Genomic DNA, 15,818 nt, shown 5'->3' with positions numbered 1-15,818 from the left:
CAATCTGGGTTCCTTGGTGGGCTGTTGGCTAGATGGCTGGCACGTCCCAGACCTCGCCGGGTCGCAAGGCGCGAAAGCGCTGCCGCGGTATACCTTGATCGTCGAGCGCCTCAGTCAGTTTCCGGGCCGGCTCGTCGATCGGTTCGTCGGTGAGCTGGAAGGTGCCCCAGTGGCAGCCGGCGGCATAGGCGGCGTTGCACAGTTGCATGCCGTGTACGGCCTCTGCCGGATTCTGATGCTGCGGCGCCATGAACCAGCGCGGCTCATAGGCGCCTATCGGCAGGATGGCGAAACGGAAGCCGCCATGCTTTTCAGCCATCAGCCGGTAGTTGATGCCATCGTGAAAGCCGGTGTCGCCGGCGAAATAGACGTTGCCGTCCGGCGTCTCGATGACGAAGCCGGCCCACAACGCCATGCGCCGGTCGCGGGCGCCACGCGCCGACCAATGATGCACCGGCTCGACATGGACGGCGACGCCGTCGTCGATCTCGACCCTGTCGTTCCAATCATGCGCCGACAGCCGCATGCCGGGAACCGCATCGCCAATCAGCGCATCGTTGCCGAGCGGGGTGATCACCAGCGGGTCATGGCTGGCCTTCAGCCGCTTCAGCGTGGCGAGGTCGAGGTGGTCGTAATGATTGTGGCTGACAAGGACGACGTCGATCGGCGGCAGGTCGGCAAAGGCGATGCCTGGCGGGTTGATCCGTTTCGGTCCGGCAAAGGAGAGCGGCGATACACGCAGCGACCAGACCGGATCGGTGAGGATGTTGAGGCCGGCCGTCTGGATCAGCAAGGTGGAATGACCGACCATGGTCACTTGCAGCGCCGCGCCTTCGATTCGTCTCGCCGGTTTTGCCTGCGGAACGGGGCTCGGAGTGGGCGCCGGCCATTTCGAGCGCTTGCCGCTCAGCTGCCATTTCAGCAGGTCGGCAAAGCGGCCGGGTGGCTGGCCGTCGGGATTGAAGAACAAGGCGCCGTCGAAATGATCGCTGGGCGGACCGCTGTAGTAACGGTTGGCAGCCCTCTTTCTCGCGGCCAATTTTGCAGCTCCAGCAGGTTTCGGTTTCCAAGAGATAGGACCAATGCCGCCCGGCGCAAGCATTTGGGGTGCCGGACGCTTTGGGCCGGCATGGTGTGACCAGATCCCCAAGGCTGGAGCGACAGGCGACCGGTGACGTCGGGATTGCGATAAATTTGCAACAAATCTTGCTGCAAACCGTATTTTAACCATATCGGGTTGAAATTTCGCCACCTTCTCCATCTTGGTGGGGGTGAGATTGTGCGGACGGCGCCCCCCAGCCGAATCCGACGGAGGTTGGAATGATTTTTTCGAAAAGCGGCCTGGTGGCCGTATCGCTGGCGGCGCTCGTTGCGAGTGGCTGTTCGACCTCACGGTTCTCGTCGATGGACGACCAGCAGCCTGCACCGCTGCAGCCGGCACCGGCCGGTCAGGTGACCGCCAATCAGCTGCCGCCGCCGGCAGCACCGGGCGCCACCGACCCGTCGAAATTCCCGACCGCGCCTGGGAATACGCAGGTTGCATCCTTGCCGCCGGACGGCTCGGCGCCCGCCGGCGCCGCGGACCTGACCGCGGCCAGCGTCGCCGGTGTCTGGAACGCCAGCGTTTCGGGCCAGAGCTGCAAGGTGGCGACCCCGCAGACCAAGTTCGGCGCTGGCTTCCGCGCCGGACCGTTACACTGCCCGGCGCCGATCGACGGCATCAAGTCGTGGAATGTCGCCGGCAAGCAGCTGACGCTCTATGATGAAAATGGCGGCGCGCTGGCGCGGCTCTATTCGTCGGGCGGCTCGAAATTCGACGGCCAGACTTCCAACGGCCAGGCGATTTCGCTTACAAGGTAGGCGACCGCCCCTTATTTGTTTTTACGCAATCCGGACGGAAAACCGCTTTTTCCTGGGATTGCTCGACAACGACGTGACCGATGCATCTGCGTGACGGCCTCCAGACCCATGCGACCGTCAGGCAGCGCTACGACCATCTGGTGGAAACCGGCGTGATCGAACGCGATCCGGCGCAGGAACGGATCGCTGCGGCGCTCGACCGGCTGACCGACGAGATTTCGGCCAAGCGGCTGGCGCACAAATCCAGCGCGCTGGGCTGGCTGTTCGCCCGCAAGCGCGAGACGCTTGAGGGCGTCAAAGGTCTCTACATCCATGGCGGCGTCGGCCGCGGCAAGACCATGCTGATGGACATGTTCTTCGAATTGCTGCCTGTGCGGCGCAAGCGCCGCGTCCATTTTAACGACTTCATGGCCGATGTGCAGGACCGCATCCAGAAGCACCGGCAGGCGCGCAAGGATGGCACCGTCAAGGAGGACGATCCGATTCCGCCGGTGGCCAAGGCGCTTGCCGAGCAGGCCTGGGTGCTGTGCTTCGACGAGTTCTCAGTCACCGACATTGCCGACGCGATGATCCTTTCGCGGCTGTTTTCGGCGCTGTTTGCCAGCGGCGTGGTGCTGGTCGCCACCTCGAACGTGGCGCCGGAAAATCTCTATCGTGACGGTCTGAACCGCCAGCTTTTCCTGCCGTTCATCGGCATTCTGGAGCGGCATGCGCGGGTGCTGTCGCTCGACGCCGACAAGGACTACCGGCTGGAGAAGCTCGCCCGGACGCCGGTCTATGTCACGCCGGCCGATGCGGCGGCCGACGAGATGCTCGACGAGGCCTGGCAAACCATGACGGGGGGCGTGCCGACCGCCGAGACCTCGCTGACCCTCAAGGGACGGCAGGTGGTGGTGCCGGCTGCCGCCGGCGATGCGGCGCGGTTTTCCTTCGCCGATCTCTGCGAAAGGCCGCTCGGGGCCCGCGATTTCCTGGCGATTGCGGGCCGTTTCTCGACCGTCTTCATCGATCACGTCCCGGTTCTCGGCGAAGGCAAGCGCAACGAGGCCAAGCGCTTCATCTTGTTGATCGATACGCTCTACGATCATCATGTGCGGCTGGTGGTCAGCGCAGCGGCCCCGCCGTCGCAGCTCTATCAAGCCAAACGCGGCGTCGAGGTCTTCGAGTTCGAACGCACCGCATCACGCCTGATCGAGATGCAAAGCCGCGACTGGCTGGAGGATTGGGCGGAACGGCGCAAGGCGAAGGCAGCGCCAGAGGCGGAGCAGGCACGGGCCTGAGATAGTTCTCCGGAAGCTCGCGATCCTTCGCCTCCTCTGTCCCGCCGGCGCCAAAGATCTAAAGCGCATACAGATACATCACGAAATCTTCCGCCGGCCCATGCGGCTCCTTGCGCGACTCATAGAGCGCGCGGGCAGGCACATTGCCCGGCTCGGTGCCGACCCAGGCTTCCTCGCAATCATGTTCGCGGCCAACAGCGAACATCGCGTCGAGCATGTCTCTCGCGATGCCCTGCCGCTGGAAGGCCGGCGAAACGCCGACCTCGTCTATATAGAGCTCGCTGACCTTGTCGGGGTGGCGGTGGATGACGGCGGCGCATTGCCCGACGACCACGCCGTCGGCGAGCGCCACGATCATGAAATGGCCGGGTTCGCAGAGATAGGCTGCCAGCCGATCCGGCCTGACCGGCTCGTCGAAGACGTCTTCGGTGACCTGCATCACAAGGGCGTCATCGCCTGGGAATAGCCTTCGGATTTCCATCTTCATTGTGTAAATTCTCTCAAGTCGGCTTACAAACTTTGACGTTTACGTAAGTCCCAATCTATCTAACCGATTGAAAATGCTAGCTCCGAAATAATCGATTGAATTTATTTCGCACCAGGGCTATTTGGTGCGGCGAAAATCCGCGGGTTCCTCGCAGCATTCCGGCCTCTTCCTCGACGCCGCCAACCAAGTCGCCAAGGACTTGGGCGCCGTCACTGACAAAGGGAAAACATCCTGACATGGCACGCAACAAGATAGCGCTTATCGGCTCCGGCATGATCGGCGGCACGCTCGCTCACATGATCGGTCTCAAGGACCTCGGCGACGTGGTGCTGTTCGATATTGCCGAGGGTATCCCGCAAGGCAAGGGGCTCGATATCGCGCAGTCGTCGCCGGTCGATGGCTTCGACAGCCGTCTCACCGGCGTCAACGACTATGCCGGCATCGAGGGTGCCGACGTCTGCATCGTCACCGCCGGTGTGCCACGCAAGCCGGGCATGAGCCGCGACGACCTGCTCGGCATCAATCTGAAGGTCATGGAACAGGTCGGCGCCGGCCTGAAGAAATATGCACCGAAGGCCTTCGTGATTTGCATCACCAACCCGCTCGACGCCATGGTCTGGGCGCTGCAGAAGTTCTCGGGCCTGCCCAAGAGCCATGTCGTCGGCATGGCCGGCGTGCTCGACAGTTCGCGTTTCCGCTATTTCCTGGCCGAGGAATTCAAGGTCTCGGTCGAGGACGTCACCGCCTTCGTGCTCGGCGGCCATGGCGATTCTATGGTGCCGATGATCCGCTATTCGACGGTTTCCGGCATCCCGCTGCCCGACCTGATCAAGATGGGCTGGACCTCGAAGGAAAAGCTCGACCAGATCGTCCAGCGCACCCGCGACGGCGGCGCCGAGATCGTCGGCCTGCTCAAGACCGGTTCGGCCTACTACGCGCCGGCCGCCTCGGCGATCTCGATGGCGGAAGCCTACCTCAAGGACAAGAAGCGCGTGCTGCCGTGCGCAGCGTATCTTTCCGGCCAGTATGGCGTCAAGAACACCTATGTCGGCGTTCCCGTGGTGATCGGCGCCGGCGGCGTCGAGCGCATCATCGAGATCGACCTCAACAAGAGCGAGCAGAAGATGTTCGACGCTTCGGTGGCGACGGTGCAGGGCTTGACCGAGGCCTGCGTCAAGATCGCGCCGCAGCTCGCCTCGAAGTAACCCCAGCAGTCGACCCGGAGACATCGAAGATGAACATCCATGAGTATCAGGGCAAGGCGCTGCTGAAGAGCTTTGGCGCGCCGGTGGCCGAAGGCGTGCCAGTGTTCAAGGCGAGCGAAGCGGAAGCCGCCGCAAAGGCGCTGCCCGGCCCGCTCTATGTGGTGAAGAGCCAGATCCATGCCGGCGGCCGTGGCAAGGGCAAGTTCAAGGAGCTCGGCCCCGACGCCAAGGGTGGCGTCAGGCTGGCGAAGTCGGTGGCCGACGTGGTCGCCAACGCCAACGAGATGCTCGGGCATACGCTGGTGACCAAGCAGACCGGCCCGGCCGGCAAGCAGGTCAACCGCCTCTATATCGAAGACGGCGCCGACATCGAGCGTGAGCTCTATCTGTCGATCCTGGTAGACCGCTCGGTCGGCCGTGTTGCCTTCGTCGTCTCGACCGAAGGCGGCATGGACATCGAGGCGGTCGCGCACGACACGCCGGAAAAGATCATCACCGTCGCCATCGACCCGGAGAAGGGCGTCACATCCGCCGATCTGAAGGCGCTCAACGGCGCGCTGAAGCTCGACGGCGACGCGGGCCGGGACGGCGACACGCTGTTCCCGATCCTCTACAAGGCCTTTGTCGAGAAGGACATGAGCCTGCTCGAGGTCAATCCGCTGATCGTCATGAAGAACGGCCGGCTGCGGGTGCTCGACGCCAAGGTGTCGTTCGACAACAACGCGTTGTTCCGCCATCCCGACGTGCTTGAATTGCGCGACACCACCGAAGAGGACGAGAAGGAAATCGAGGCGTCGAAATACGACCTCGCCTATGTCGCGCTCGACGGCAATATCGGCTGCATGGTCAACGGCGCCGGCCTCGCAATGGCGACGATGGACATCATCAAGCTCTATGGCGCGGAACCCGCCAATTTCCTCGATGTCGGCGGCGGTGCGTCGAAGGAGAAGGTGACGGCGGCGTTCAAGATCATCACCAAGGATCCGGCGGTCAAGGGCATCCTGATCAACATCTTCGGCGGCATCATGAAGTGCGACATCATCGCCGAGGGCGTGATTGCCGCGGTCAAGGAAGTCGGCCTGGAAGTGCCGCTGGTGGTGCGCCTGGAAGGCACCAATGCCGAGCTCGGCAAGAAGATCATCAACGACAGCGGCCTCAACGTCGTGTCGGCCGACGATCTCGACGACGCGGCCAAGAAGATCGTGGCGGCGGTGAAGGGCTGAGCTGGTGCCTCCGCGCAAGATAAACCTGGTCGAGGCGGCGGACGCGAAGATCAAGAAGGTGTTCGATCCGCACATCGCTGGCGACGTGAATGACAGCCAGGCGAAAGTCGCCAAGTTTGGCGAGGTCTTCGACTGGCACGCGCATGACAATGAGGACGAGGCTTTCCTCGTGCTGCGCGGCCGCATCGCCATCGATTTCCGCGACGGTCCGGTCGAGCTCGGCGAGGGCGACTTCATGGTCGTGCCGCGCGGCGTCGAGCACCGGCCACGCTCGCTCAGCAACGAACCGGTGGTGCTGATGTTCGAGCCGGCGACGACGCTCAACACCGGCAATGCCAAGAGCGACCTCACCGTCGCCGATTTGAAGCGGCTCTGACCATGAACGCGGCACCGTCCTTCTCGCTCTCGGCCGATCACCAGCGCCTGCAGGCGCTGGTCGGCGCGTGGCGCGGCGAGGAAGAGGTGTCGGCGACGCAATGGACGACAGCCGGCACCGCAACGGCCGAAGTGCTCGCCGAGGCCGAGTTCGGCGGGCTGTTCGTCGTGCAGCGCTATCGCCAGCACCGCGACGGCGAGGTTTCCTTCGGCTCGCGCAATGTGTTCGGCTTCGACCAGCAAAACAGCGTCGTCACCATGCACCAGTTCGATTCGATGGGCTTCGTGCCGGCCGCACCGGCAACAGGCACGTGGGGTGGCAACACGCTGACGCTGCTGCGCTCGTCGCCGCGCGGGTCGGCGCGGGTGAGCTACGATTTCGACAGCAATGACAGTTACCGCATGCGACTGCAGTTCCAACCCCCCGGCAGCGATGTCTGGCAAGACATGGTGAGCGGCGTCTACAGCCGTGTCTCACCTTCCTCGATCAACGATTTCTAAGAAAAAGGGCCACCATGTCCATTCTCGTCGACAAGAACACCAAAGTGCTGGTGCAAGGCCTGACCGGCAAGACCGGTACGTTCCACACCGAACAGGCGCTGGCCTATCACGGCACCAAGATGGTCGGCGGCATCCATCCCAAGAAGGGTGGCGAGACCTGGACCGGCTCGAAGGGCGAGAGCCTGCCGATCTTCGCCACCGTCGCCGAGGGCAAGGAAAAGACCGGCGCCAATGCTTCGGTCGTCTACGTACCGCCGGCGGGCGCCGCAGAAGCGATCCTGGAAGCGATCGAGGCCGAGATCCCGCTGATCATCTGCATCACCGAAGGCATACCGGTGATGGACATGATCAAGGTCAAGGCGCGGCTCGACCGCTCGACCTCGCGGCTGATCGGACCGAACTGCCCGGGCGTGCTCACCCCCAACGAATGCAAGATCGGCATCATGCCCGGGAACATCTTCCGCAAAGGCTCGGTCGGTGTTGTTTCGCGCTCGGGAACACTTACCTATGAGGCTGTGTTCCAGACCACCAATGTCGGCCTCGGCCAGACCACCGCCGTCGGCATTGGCGGCGACCCCGTCAAGGGCACCGAATTCATCGACGTGCTCGAGATGTTCCTCGCCGATGACGAGACCAAGTCGATCATCATGATCGGCGAGATCGGCGGTTCGGCCGAGGAAGACGCCGCGCAGTTCCTCAAGGACGAAGCCAAGCGTGGCCGCAAGAAGCCGATGGCCGGCTTCATCGCCGGGCGCACGGCGCCGGCCGGCCGCACCATGGGTCATGCGGGCGCGGTCATCTCCGGCGGCAAGGGCGGCGCCGAGGATAAGATCGCGGCGATGGAATCGGCCGGGATAAAAGTTTCGCCCTCGCCGGCGCGACTGGGCACGACGCTGGTCGAGGCGATCAAGGGTTAAGGCAGTAAGGGAGTAGGGCAGTACGGGAATAGGAAGAACGGGACGAGCGCGGCAACCGCCTGCTTCCCCTACTGCCTCACTCCCCTACTGCCCTGCTCCCCTCCAAAAACAGGAGACGGAGCCAGGCTCCGCAAACAAAAATGGCAAGACAAGATCAGGCCAACGACCAATTTTCCCTCACCTCTTTCCTCTATGGCGGCAACGCCGACTACATCGACGCGCTTTATGCCGCCTATGAGGACGATCCAGCCTCGGTCAATCCCGAATGGCAGGAGTTCTTTGCCGGGCTGAAGGACGACGCCGGCGACGTGCGCAAGAACGCCAAGGGCGCCTCATGGGCCAAGCCCTCCTGGCCGCTGCAGGCCAATGGCGAACTGGTGTCGGCGCTCGACGGGAACTGGGGCATCGTCGAGAAGCATCTGGAAAAGAAGGTCAAGGACAAGGCCGTCACCAACGGCATCATCCTTTCCGACGCCGATGTGCACCAGGCGACGCGCGATTCGGTGCGCGCCATCATGATGATCCGCGCCTACCGCATGCGCGGCCATCTGCACGCCAATCTCGACCCGCTCGGCATCGCCAAGCCGCTCGAGGACTACAATGAATTGTCGCCGGAGAATTACGGCTTCACCGCCGCCGACTACGACCGGCCGATCTTCCTCGACAATGTGCTGGGGCTCGAATTCGGCACCATCCGGCAGATGCTGGAGATCCTGACGCGCACCTATTGCTCGACGCTGGGCGTCGAGTTCATGCATATTTCCGATCCCGAGGAAAAGGCCTGGATCCAGGCACGCATCGAGGGCGCCGACAAGGAGATCTCCTTCACCGCCGCCGGCAAGAAGGCGATCCTGCAGAAGCTGGTCGAGGCCGAAGGCTTCGAGCAGTTCATCGACGTCAAGTATAAGGGCACCAAGCGCTTCGGCCTCGATGGCAGTGAATCGCTGATCCCCGCGCTGGAGCAGATTGTCAAGCGCGGTGGGCAACTTGGCATGAAGGAGATCGTGCTCGGCATGGCGCATCGCGGCCGGCTGAACGTGCTCTCCCAGGTGATGGCCAAGCCACACCGCGCCATCTTCCACGAGTTCAAGGGCGGTTCGGCCGCCCCCGACGAGGTCGAGGGCTCGGGCGACGTCAAGTACCATCTCGGCGCCTCGTCGGACCGCGAGTTCGACGGCAACAAGGTGCATCTGTCCTTGACCGCCAATCCCTCGCATCTGGAAATCGTCGATCCGGTGGTGATGGGCAAGGCGCGCGCCAAGCAGGATTATCTGTTCGGCCGCAGCCGCGAGGAGATCGTGCCGCTGGAAGAGCGCGCCAAGGTGCTGCCGCTGCTGCTGCACGGCGATGCCGCCTTCGCCGGCCAGGGCGTGATTGCCGAAATCCTCGGCCTGTCCGGCCTGCGCGGCCACCGCGTCGCCGGCACGCTGCATTTCATCATCAACAACCAGATCGGCTTCACCACCAATCCGCGCTTCTCGCGCTCGTCGCCCTATCCTTCGGATGTGGCCAAGATGATCGAGGCGCCGATCTTCCACGTCAATGGCGACGATCCGGAAGCTGTCGTCCATGCCGCCAAGGTGGCGATCGAATTCCGCATGAAGTTCCACAAGCCTGTTGTGGTCGACATGTTCTGCTACCGCCGCTTCGGCCACAATGAGGGCGACGAACCGGCCTTCACCCAGCCGATCATGTACCGCAACATCCGCACCCACAAGACGACGGTGCAGATCTATGGCGACCGGCTGATCGCCGAGGGCCACATCAGCCAGGTTGAACTCGACCAGCTGAAGGCCGACTGGCGGGCGCATCTGGAATCGGAATGGGAAGTCGGCCAGCACTACAAGCCCAACAAGGCCGACTGGCTGGACGGCGCCTGGTCGGGCCTGCGCACCGCCGATAACCAGGACGAACAGCGGCGCGGCAAGACCGCCGTGCCGGTCAAGACGCTGAAGGAAATCGGCAAGAAGCTGACCGAGGTGCCGAAGGATTTCGAGGCGCACAAGACGATCATCCGCTTCCTCGAGAACCGCCGCCAGGCGATCGAGTCCGGCGAAGGCATCGACTGGTCGACGGCCGAGGCGCTGGCCTTCGGCGCCATCCTGCTCGACGGCAACCCGATCCGCCTGTCGGGCCAGGATTCCGAACGCGGCACCTTCTCGCAGCGCCATTCCGTGCTCTACGACCAGCGCGACGAGACCCGCTACATCCCGCTCAACAATCTGTCGGCGGCGCAGGCCGGCTACGAAGTCATCAACTCGATGCTGTCGGAAGAGGCGGTGCTCGGTTTCGAATATGGCTACAGCCTGGCCGAGCCGAAGGCGCTGACCTTGTGGGAAGCGCAGTTCGGCGACTTCGCCAACGGCGCCCAGGTGGTGTTCGACCAGTTCATCTCGTCGGGCGAGCGCAAGTGGCTCAGAATGTCAGGCCTCGTCTGCCTCTTGCCGCATGGCTATGAAGGCCAGGGACCGGAGCATTCCTCGGCCCGGCTCGAGCGCTTCCTGCAGCTTTGCGCCGAAGACAACATGCAAGTGGCGAACTGCACGACGCCGGCTAACTATTTCCACATCCTGCGCCGGCAGTTGAAGCGCGACTTCCGCAAGCCGCTGATCCTGATGACGCCGAAGTCGCTTCTGCGCCACAAGCGGGCGGTGTCGACGCTGCCGGAAATCTCCGGCGAAAGCTCGTTCCACCGGCTGTTGTGGGACGATGCCCAGCTGCTTCCCAACCAGGCGATCAAGCTCACCAAGGATTCGAAGATCCGCCGCGTCGTGCTGTGCTCGGGCAAGGTCTATTACGACCTCTACGAGGAGCGCGAGAAGCGCGGCATCAACGACATCTACCTGCTGCGCGTCGAACAGCTCTATCCGTTCCCGGCCAAGGCGCTGATCACGGAACTGTCGCGTTTCCGCAATGCGGAGATGGTGTGGTGCCAGGAAGAGCCCAAGAACATGGGCGCCTGGTCGTTCATCGACCCGTATCTGGAATGGGTGCTGGCGCATATCGACGCCAAGCATCAGCGGGTGCGCTACACCGGCCGCCCGGCGGCCGCCTCGCCGGCGACCGGATTGATGTCGAAGCACCTCGCCCAGCTCGCCGCCTTGCTCGAAGACGCACTTGGTGAATAGAACAGATCTGGGCGAATACCTCAGGAAGAAACGGACAGGCACAATGGCTACCGAAATCCGCGTTCCCACTCTCGGCGAATCCGTCAGCGAAGCGACCGTCGGCAAATGGTTCAAGAAGGTCGGCGACACGATCGCCGCCGATGAACCGCTGGTCGAGCTCGAGACCGACAAGGTGACGGTGGAGGTGCCTGCCGCCGCCGCCGGCACGCTGGGCGAGATCACCGTCAAGGAAGGCGAAACGGTCGGCGTCGGCGCGCTGCTGGGTTCGATTTCGGCAGGTGGCGATGCCGCCGTACCGGCGACCAAGCCGCAGGCGGTGTCGCAGGCCTCGTCGCCGGATGCCGCATCGACCGGCAAGCAGGCCGCGGCCGAGACCGCCAGGATCGCCGGCGATGCCGGCGCGGTCGAGCCGCGCAGCATGCCGCCGGCCCCGGCCGCGGCAAAGCTGATCGCCGAGAACAATCTCGCTGTCGACCAGCTCTCCGGCTCGGGCAAGCGCGGCCAGGTGCTCAAGGGCGACGTGCTCGACGCGATCTCGAAGGGCGCGCCGTCACAGCCGGCCGAGACGCCCAGGGCAGCCCCGGCGCCGGTCGCGGTGCGTGCGCCGTCCTCGGGCGACGACGCGTCGCGCGAAGAGCGCGTGCGCATGACCAAATTGCGCCAGACCATCGCGCGACGCCTCAAGGAAGCGCAGTCGACCGCCGCCATGCTGACCACTTTCAACGAGGTCGACATGAGCGCCGTGATGGCGCTCAGGTCCAAGTACAAGGACGTGTTCGAGAAGAAGCACGGCGTGAAGCTCGGCTTCATGGGCTTCTTCACCAAGGCCGTCACCCACGCCTTGAAGGAGATCCCCTCGGTCAATGCCGAGATCGACAGCACCGACATCATCTTCAAGAACTATGCCCATATCGGCGTCGCCGTCGGCACCGAAAAGGGCCTGGTCGTGCCGGTCGTGCGCGATGCCGACCAGATGTCGATCGCCGAGATCGAGAAGGAGATCGGCCGCCTGGGCATCGCCGCGCGCGACGGCAAGCTGTCGGTCGCCGACATGCAAGGCGGCACGTTTACGATTTCCAACGGTGGCGTTTATGGGTCGCTGATGTCGACGCCGATCCTCAACGCGCCGCAGTCGGGCATTCTGGGCATGCACAAGATCCAGGACCGGCCGGTGGTGGTCGGCGGCCAGATCGTGATCCGGCCGATGATGTATCTGGCGCTCAGCTACGATCACCGCATCGTCGACGGCAAGGAAGCGGTGACCTTCCTGGTCCGCGTCAAGGAAAGCCTGGAGGATCCGGAACGGCTGGTTCTCGATCTGTGAGCGGGACTGGTCCGCAATGAGCGGCTTGCTGGAGCAGCTAGGGTTCAAGCTGGGCCGTGCGCTACGGATTTTACGGCGCGAGCCGTGGACCTCTATGTCCACGCCGGCGGTGGTGTCTGCCGAATGGGATCCGGCGCAGGCGAGCAGCAATCTCGGCGTCTTCGACCTGAGCGAAGCGCAAATGGCGGAGCGCGAGATAACCGTCACGGTGATCGGCGAGCTGGATCTACCGACAGGCGAAATTATCGCCTGCGATCCGCTGACTGCCGGAACCGACTGGCCAGCGTTGAACCGCAAGGTCAGACCGGGGCGCTACCCGGTTTCGTTGCTTGAGGCACAAGGCCGTGTGGCTGCCGCGGTGCTGCGGTTTCGGCCCGGCAGGCCGTTTCGGTGGGAGCTGGCAACCTTGCCCGATCAGGATGCATCGACCCTGAAAGGCGACGAGGTATTTGGATATCCCGTCGATGCCGGTCTTGGTTCGTTCATGGACAAGATGGCAATGGCGTTGATGTCTGAGCAGCAGGACAAGCTTGAAGCCAAGCAGAATTACTATGACGACGTCCTGGCGGCCGAGTTTGCGCCCAACCAGGATCGGTTCGTGATGCATCACCCCGTTGCCGGCAATCCTCTCAATATTGCGATGTTCTGGAGCGGCTGGGGTGACGGAATCTATCCATCGTTCTGGGGACTCAGCGCGGCTGGCGAGCCGCTGCTGCTGATGACCGACTTTGAAGTGCTTGAAAACGCCGATGGCCGCGAGAGCCAGTAGGTCGCCGCGATGCAAAGCCCCTTGTCGTCCGCCATCGCATGCCTAGCGGGATCTCTGGCTGTCTTGTTCACCGGCTCGGCCGCAATCGCAGCCTGCCCGATCGAACTCTCCGTCTACGGCGAGGCCCAGAGCGGCAGCGAGATCGATTTTAGCCTGACCGGCACCTCGGCGACCGTCACCAACTCGTTCCGGATGATCCTCGACAACAATGTGGTGCTGAACGGCATCGTCATGTGGAACGAGGGCGTGTCGCGGCCGAACGGCGTGCTGATGTACAAATGCCCCGAGGGCGATGTCACCGGCGAGGAGCTTGCCGCCTGCACGGCCTGGCACGGCGTCATCTACACGTCGGACGACAAGGGCGGCATCGGCCTGCTGCCGGCCGAAGGCGTCGAGGCGCCGAAGACGCTGATCCTGCCGGATCTTGGGCAGTCGTTGCGTCAATCCTCGGCCTATGGCGGCAATGGATTTTCGAAAGTGCCGTGGGATGTGTTTGCCTTGAAGGGATGCCAGGAATGACCGATAAGCAAAAGGTGCTGCTGGTCACCGGCGGCAGCCGCGGCATCGGCGCCGCGATCTGCCGGCTCGGCTCGAAGGCCGGCTACCGCGTCGCGGTCAACTACGCTGCGAATAAGGACGCCGCCGATGCGCTGGTCGCAGAGATCCAGGCCGCCGGCGGCGACGCTCTTGCCGTCAAGGGCGATGTCGGCGTCGAGGCCGATATCGTTGCCATGTTCGGTGCCGTCTACCGCGCCTACGGCCGGCTCGATGCCTTCGTCAACAATGCCGGTATCGTCGACGTCAAGGCGCGCGTCGACGAGATGGATTTTTCGCGGCTGGAGCGCATGATGCGCATCAATGTCGTCGGCTCGTTCCTGTGCGCCCGCGAGGCGGTGAAGCGCATGTCGACACGACACGGCGGCAAGGGTGGCGCCATCGTCAACATCTCGTCGGCTGCCGCGGTGCTTGGCGCCGCCGACAACTATGTCGACTATGCCGCCTCCAAGGGCGCCATCGACACATTCACCATCGGGCTCGCCCGCGAGGTGGCGCTGGAAGGCATCCGCGTCAATGCGGTGCGCCCGGGCATCATCGATACGGACATCCATGCCTCGGGCGGACAGCCGGACCGGGTGGCACTGATCCAGGATACGCTTCCGATGAAAAGAGCCGGAACGGCTGATGAAGTCGCTGGTGCGGTTCTCTATCTTTTATCCGACGCCGCGTCCTATACGACGGGCGCGATCCTGAATGTAAGCGGCGGCCGCTGAGCCCCAATCAAGAAGGACAGTAACATGGCTTATGACGTCGTTATCATCGGATCGGGACCGGGCGGCTATGTCTGCGCCATCAAGGCTGCGCAGCTCGGGCTGAAGACGGCGGTGGTCGAGAAGAACGCGACCTTCGGCGGCACCTGCCTCAACATCGGCTGCATTCCGTCCAAGGCGCTGCTTTATGCCTCCGAGATGTTCGCCGAGGCCGGCCATTCCTTCGACACGCTCGGTGTCGAGATCGCCGCGCCGAAATTGAACCTGAAGAAGATGATGGCGCACAAGGACGCGACGGTGGCGTCGAACGTCAACGGCGTCGCCTTCCTGTTCAAGAAAAACAAGATCGACAGCTTCCGCGGCACCGGCAAGGTGATCGCGGCCGGCAAGGTCTCGGTGACCGGCGAGGACGGCAAGGTCGAGGATATCGAGACCAAGAACATCGTCATCGCCACCGGTTCGGATGTCGCCGGCATTCCCGGCGTCAAGGTCGACATCGACGAGAAGGTGATCGTGTCGTCGACCGGCGCGCTGTCGCTGGAGAAAGTGCCCGGTCATCTGGTGGTGGTCGGCGGCGGTGTCATCGGCCTCGAGCTCGGCTCGGTGTGGGCGCGGCTTGGCGCCAAGGTCACCGTCGTCGAATTCCTCGACACCATCCTCGGCGGGATGGACGGCGAGGTCTCCAAGCAGTTCCAGCGGCTGCTGTCGAAGCAGGGTTTCGAGTTCAAGCTCGGCGCCAAGGTCACCGGTGTCGCCAAGGCCAAGAAGGGCGCGACCGTCACCTTCGAGCCGGTCAAGGGTGGCGCCGCCGAGACCATCGAGGCCGACGCGGTGCTGATCGCAACCGGGCGCCGCGCCTATTCCGACAGTCTGGGACTCAAGGAAGCCGGCGTCGAGGTCGACGAGCGTGGCCGGGTGACGACCGATGGCCATCTCAGAACCGACGTGCCCGGCATCTACGCCATCGGCGATGTCATCGCCGGGCCGATGCTGGCGCACAAGGCCGAGGACGAGGGCGTGGCGGTGGCGGAAACCATTGCCGGCCAGGCCGGCCATGTGAACTACGACGTCATTCCGAGCGTCGTCTACACCAGCCCGGAAATCGCCTCGGTTGGCAAGACCGAGGAGGAACTGAAGAAGGCCGGCATTGAGTACAAGGCGGGAAAGTTTCCGTTCAGCGCCAATGGCCGGGCGCGCGCCATGCTGCACACCGACGGCTTCGTCAAGATCCTCGCCGACAAGGCAAGCGACCGCGTGCTCGGCGTTCATATTGTCGGCTTCGGCGCCGGCGAGATGATCCACGAGGCGGCGGTGCTGATGGAGTTCGGCGGCTCCTCCGAGGATCTCGCCCGCACCTGCCATGCACACCCGACGATGTCGGAGGCGGTCAAGGAGGCGGCGCTGGCCACCTTCTTCAAGCCGATCCACATCTAAAGGCCTTTTCATAAACTCTACTCCGGCGGCCATCTGGCGCGGTTTTC

General features: G+C 63.6%; 15 protein-coding genes. 13 read left to right on the top strand and 2 right to left on the bottom strand.

Annotated elements, in window-relative coordinates; all coding sequences use genetic code 11:
- Positions 1–28 precede the first annotated feature (28 nt).
- A complete protein-coding gene (locus HNQ71_RS11025; RefSeq protein ID WP_246461458.1) occupies positions 29–1,039 on the bottom strand; it encodes an MBL fold metallo-hydrolase in 1,011 nt (336 codons plus the stop codon).
- Positions 1,040–1,320: 281 nt separating this feature from the next.
- On the opposite strand from HNQ71_RS11025, the gene HNQ71_RS11020 reads away from it, so the two are divergent.
- Both HNQ71_RS11020 and zapE read left to right on the top strand, forming a co-directional pair.
- Entirely contained in the window at positions 1,321–1,860 is a 540-nt protein-coding gene (locus HNQ71_RS11020) for a protease inhibitor Inh/omp19 family protein (RefSeq protein WP_184872609.1), read from the top strand.
- 80 nt (positions 1,861–1,940) lie between these two features.
- Entirely contained in the window at positions 1,941–3,140 is a 1,200-nt protein-coding gene (zapE, locus tag HNQ71_RS11015) for a cell division protein ZapE (protein ID WP_184872608.1), read from the top strand.
- A 58-nt stretch (positions 3,141–3,198) separates the two neighbouring features.
- Here the strand turns inward: zapE and HNQ71_RS11010 are convergent, their stop codons facing one another.
- A complete protein-coding gene (locus HNQ71_RS11010) occupies positions 3,199–3,627 on the bottom strand; it encodes a GNAT family N-acetyltransferase (RefSeq protein ID WP_184872607.1) in 429 nt (142 codons plus the stop codon).
- A gap of 236 nt (positions 3,628–3,863) precedes the next feature.
- Here HNQ71_RS11010 and mdh point away from each other — a divergent pair, with 236 nt between their 5' ends.
- The 11 genes from mdh (at position 3,864) to lpdA (ending at position 15,771) form a co-directional block, all read left to right on the top strand.
- Positions 3,864–4,832: a malate dehydrogenase gene (gene mdh / locus HNQ71_RS11005; protein ID WP_095084011.1), complete on the top strand. Its 969-nt coding sequence runs from the start codon at positions 3,864–3,866 to the stop codon at positions 4,830–4,832.
- Between the two features lie 29 nt (positions 4,833–4,861).
- The gene (gene sucC / locus HNQ71_RS11000) at positions 4,862–6,055 is read left to right on the top strand and encodes an ADP-forming succinate--CoA ligase subunit beta (RefSeq protein WP_111544136.1); all 1,194 of its coding nucleotides are present in this window, start codon (positions 4,862–4,864) and stop codon (positions 6,053–6,055) included.
- Between the two features lie 4 nt (positions 6,056–6,059).
- A complete protein-coding gene (locus HNQ71_RS10995) occupies positions 6,060–6,431 on the top strand; it encodes a cupin domain-containing protein (RefSeq protein WP_184872606.1) in 372 nt (123 codons plus the stop codon).
- Between the two features lie 2 nt (positions 6,432–6,433).
- Positions 6,434–6,931 (top strand): DUF1579 family protein, encoded by a 498-nt coding sequence (locus HNQ71_RS10990; RefSeq protein ID WP_184872605.1) that lies wholly within the window; start codon positions 6,434–6,436, stop codon positions 6,929–6,931.
- Positions 6,932–6,945: 14 nt separating this feature from the next.
- The gene (gene sucD, locus HNQ71_RS10985) at positions 6,946–7,848 is read left to right on the top strand and encodes a succinate--CoA ligase subunit alpha (protein ID WP_027042853.1); all 903 of its coding nucleotides are present in this window, start codon (positions 6,946–6,948) and stop codon (positions 7,846–7,848) included.
- Positions 7,849–7,988: 140 nt separating this feature from the next.
- Entirely contained in the window at positions 7,989–10,976 is a 2,988-nt protein-coding gene (locus HNQ71_RS10980) for a 2-oxoglutarate dehydrogenase E1 component (RefSeq protein WP_184872604.1), read from the top strand.
- 43 nt (positions 10,977–11,019) lie between these two features.
- A complete protein-coding gene (gene odhB, locus HNQ71_RS10975; protein WP_184872603.1) occupies positions 11,020–12,300 on the top strand; it encodes a 2-oxoglutarate dehydrogenase complex dihydrolipoyllysine-residue succinyltransferase in 1,281 nt (426 codons plus the stop codon).
- A gap of 16 nt (positions 12,301–12,316) precedes the next feature.
- The gene (locus HNQ71_RS10970; protein ID WP_184872602.1) at positions 12,317–13,069 is read left to right on the top strand and encodes a DUF4241 domain-containing protein; all 753 of its coding nucleotides are present in this window, start codon (positions 12,317–12,319) and stop codon (positions 13,067–13,069) included.
- A 9-nt stretch (positions 13,070–13,078) separates the two neighbouring features.
- Positions 13,079–13,588, top strand: coding sequence for a hypothetical protein (locus HNQ71_RS10965; RefSeq protein ID WP_184872601.1), 510 nt, complete (start codon positions 13,079–13,081; stop codon positions 13,586–13,588).
- Complete coding sequence (locus tag HNQ71_RS10960; RefSeq protein ID WP_184872600.1) at positions 13,585–14,340, top strand: SDR family oxidoreductase; 756 nt, start codon at positions 13,585–13,587, stop codon at positions 14,338–14,340. The genes HNQ71_RS10965 and HNQ71_RS10960 overlap by 4 nt, the downstream gene beginning before the upstream one ends.
- Positions 14,341–14,364: 24 nt before the next feature.
- On the top strand, positions 14,365–15,771 hold the full coding sequence (lpdA, locus tag HNQ71_RS10955; protein ID WP_184872599.1) for a dihydrolipoyl dehydrogenase: 1,407 nt from the start codon (positions 14,365–14,367) through the stop codon (positions 15,769–15,771).
- Positions 15,772–15,818: the final 47 nt, after the last annotated feature.

It is taken from the genome of Mesorhizobium sangaii, from assembly GCF_014207355.1.
In the GTDB taxonomy this organism is placed as follows: domain Bacteria; phylum Pseudomonadota; class Alphaproteobacteria; order Rhizobiales; family Rhizobiaceae; genus Mesorhizobium; species Mesorhizobium sangaii.
This window is presented reverse-complemented; position numbering and strand designations above follow the sequence as displayed.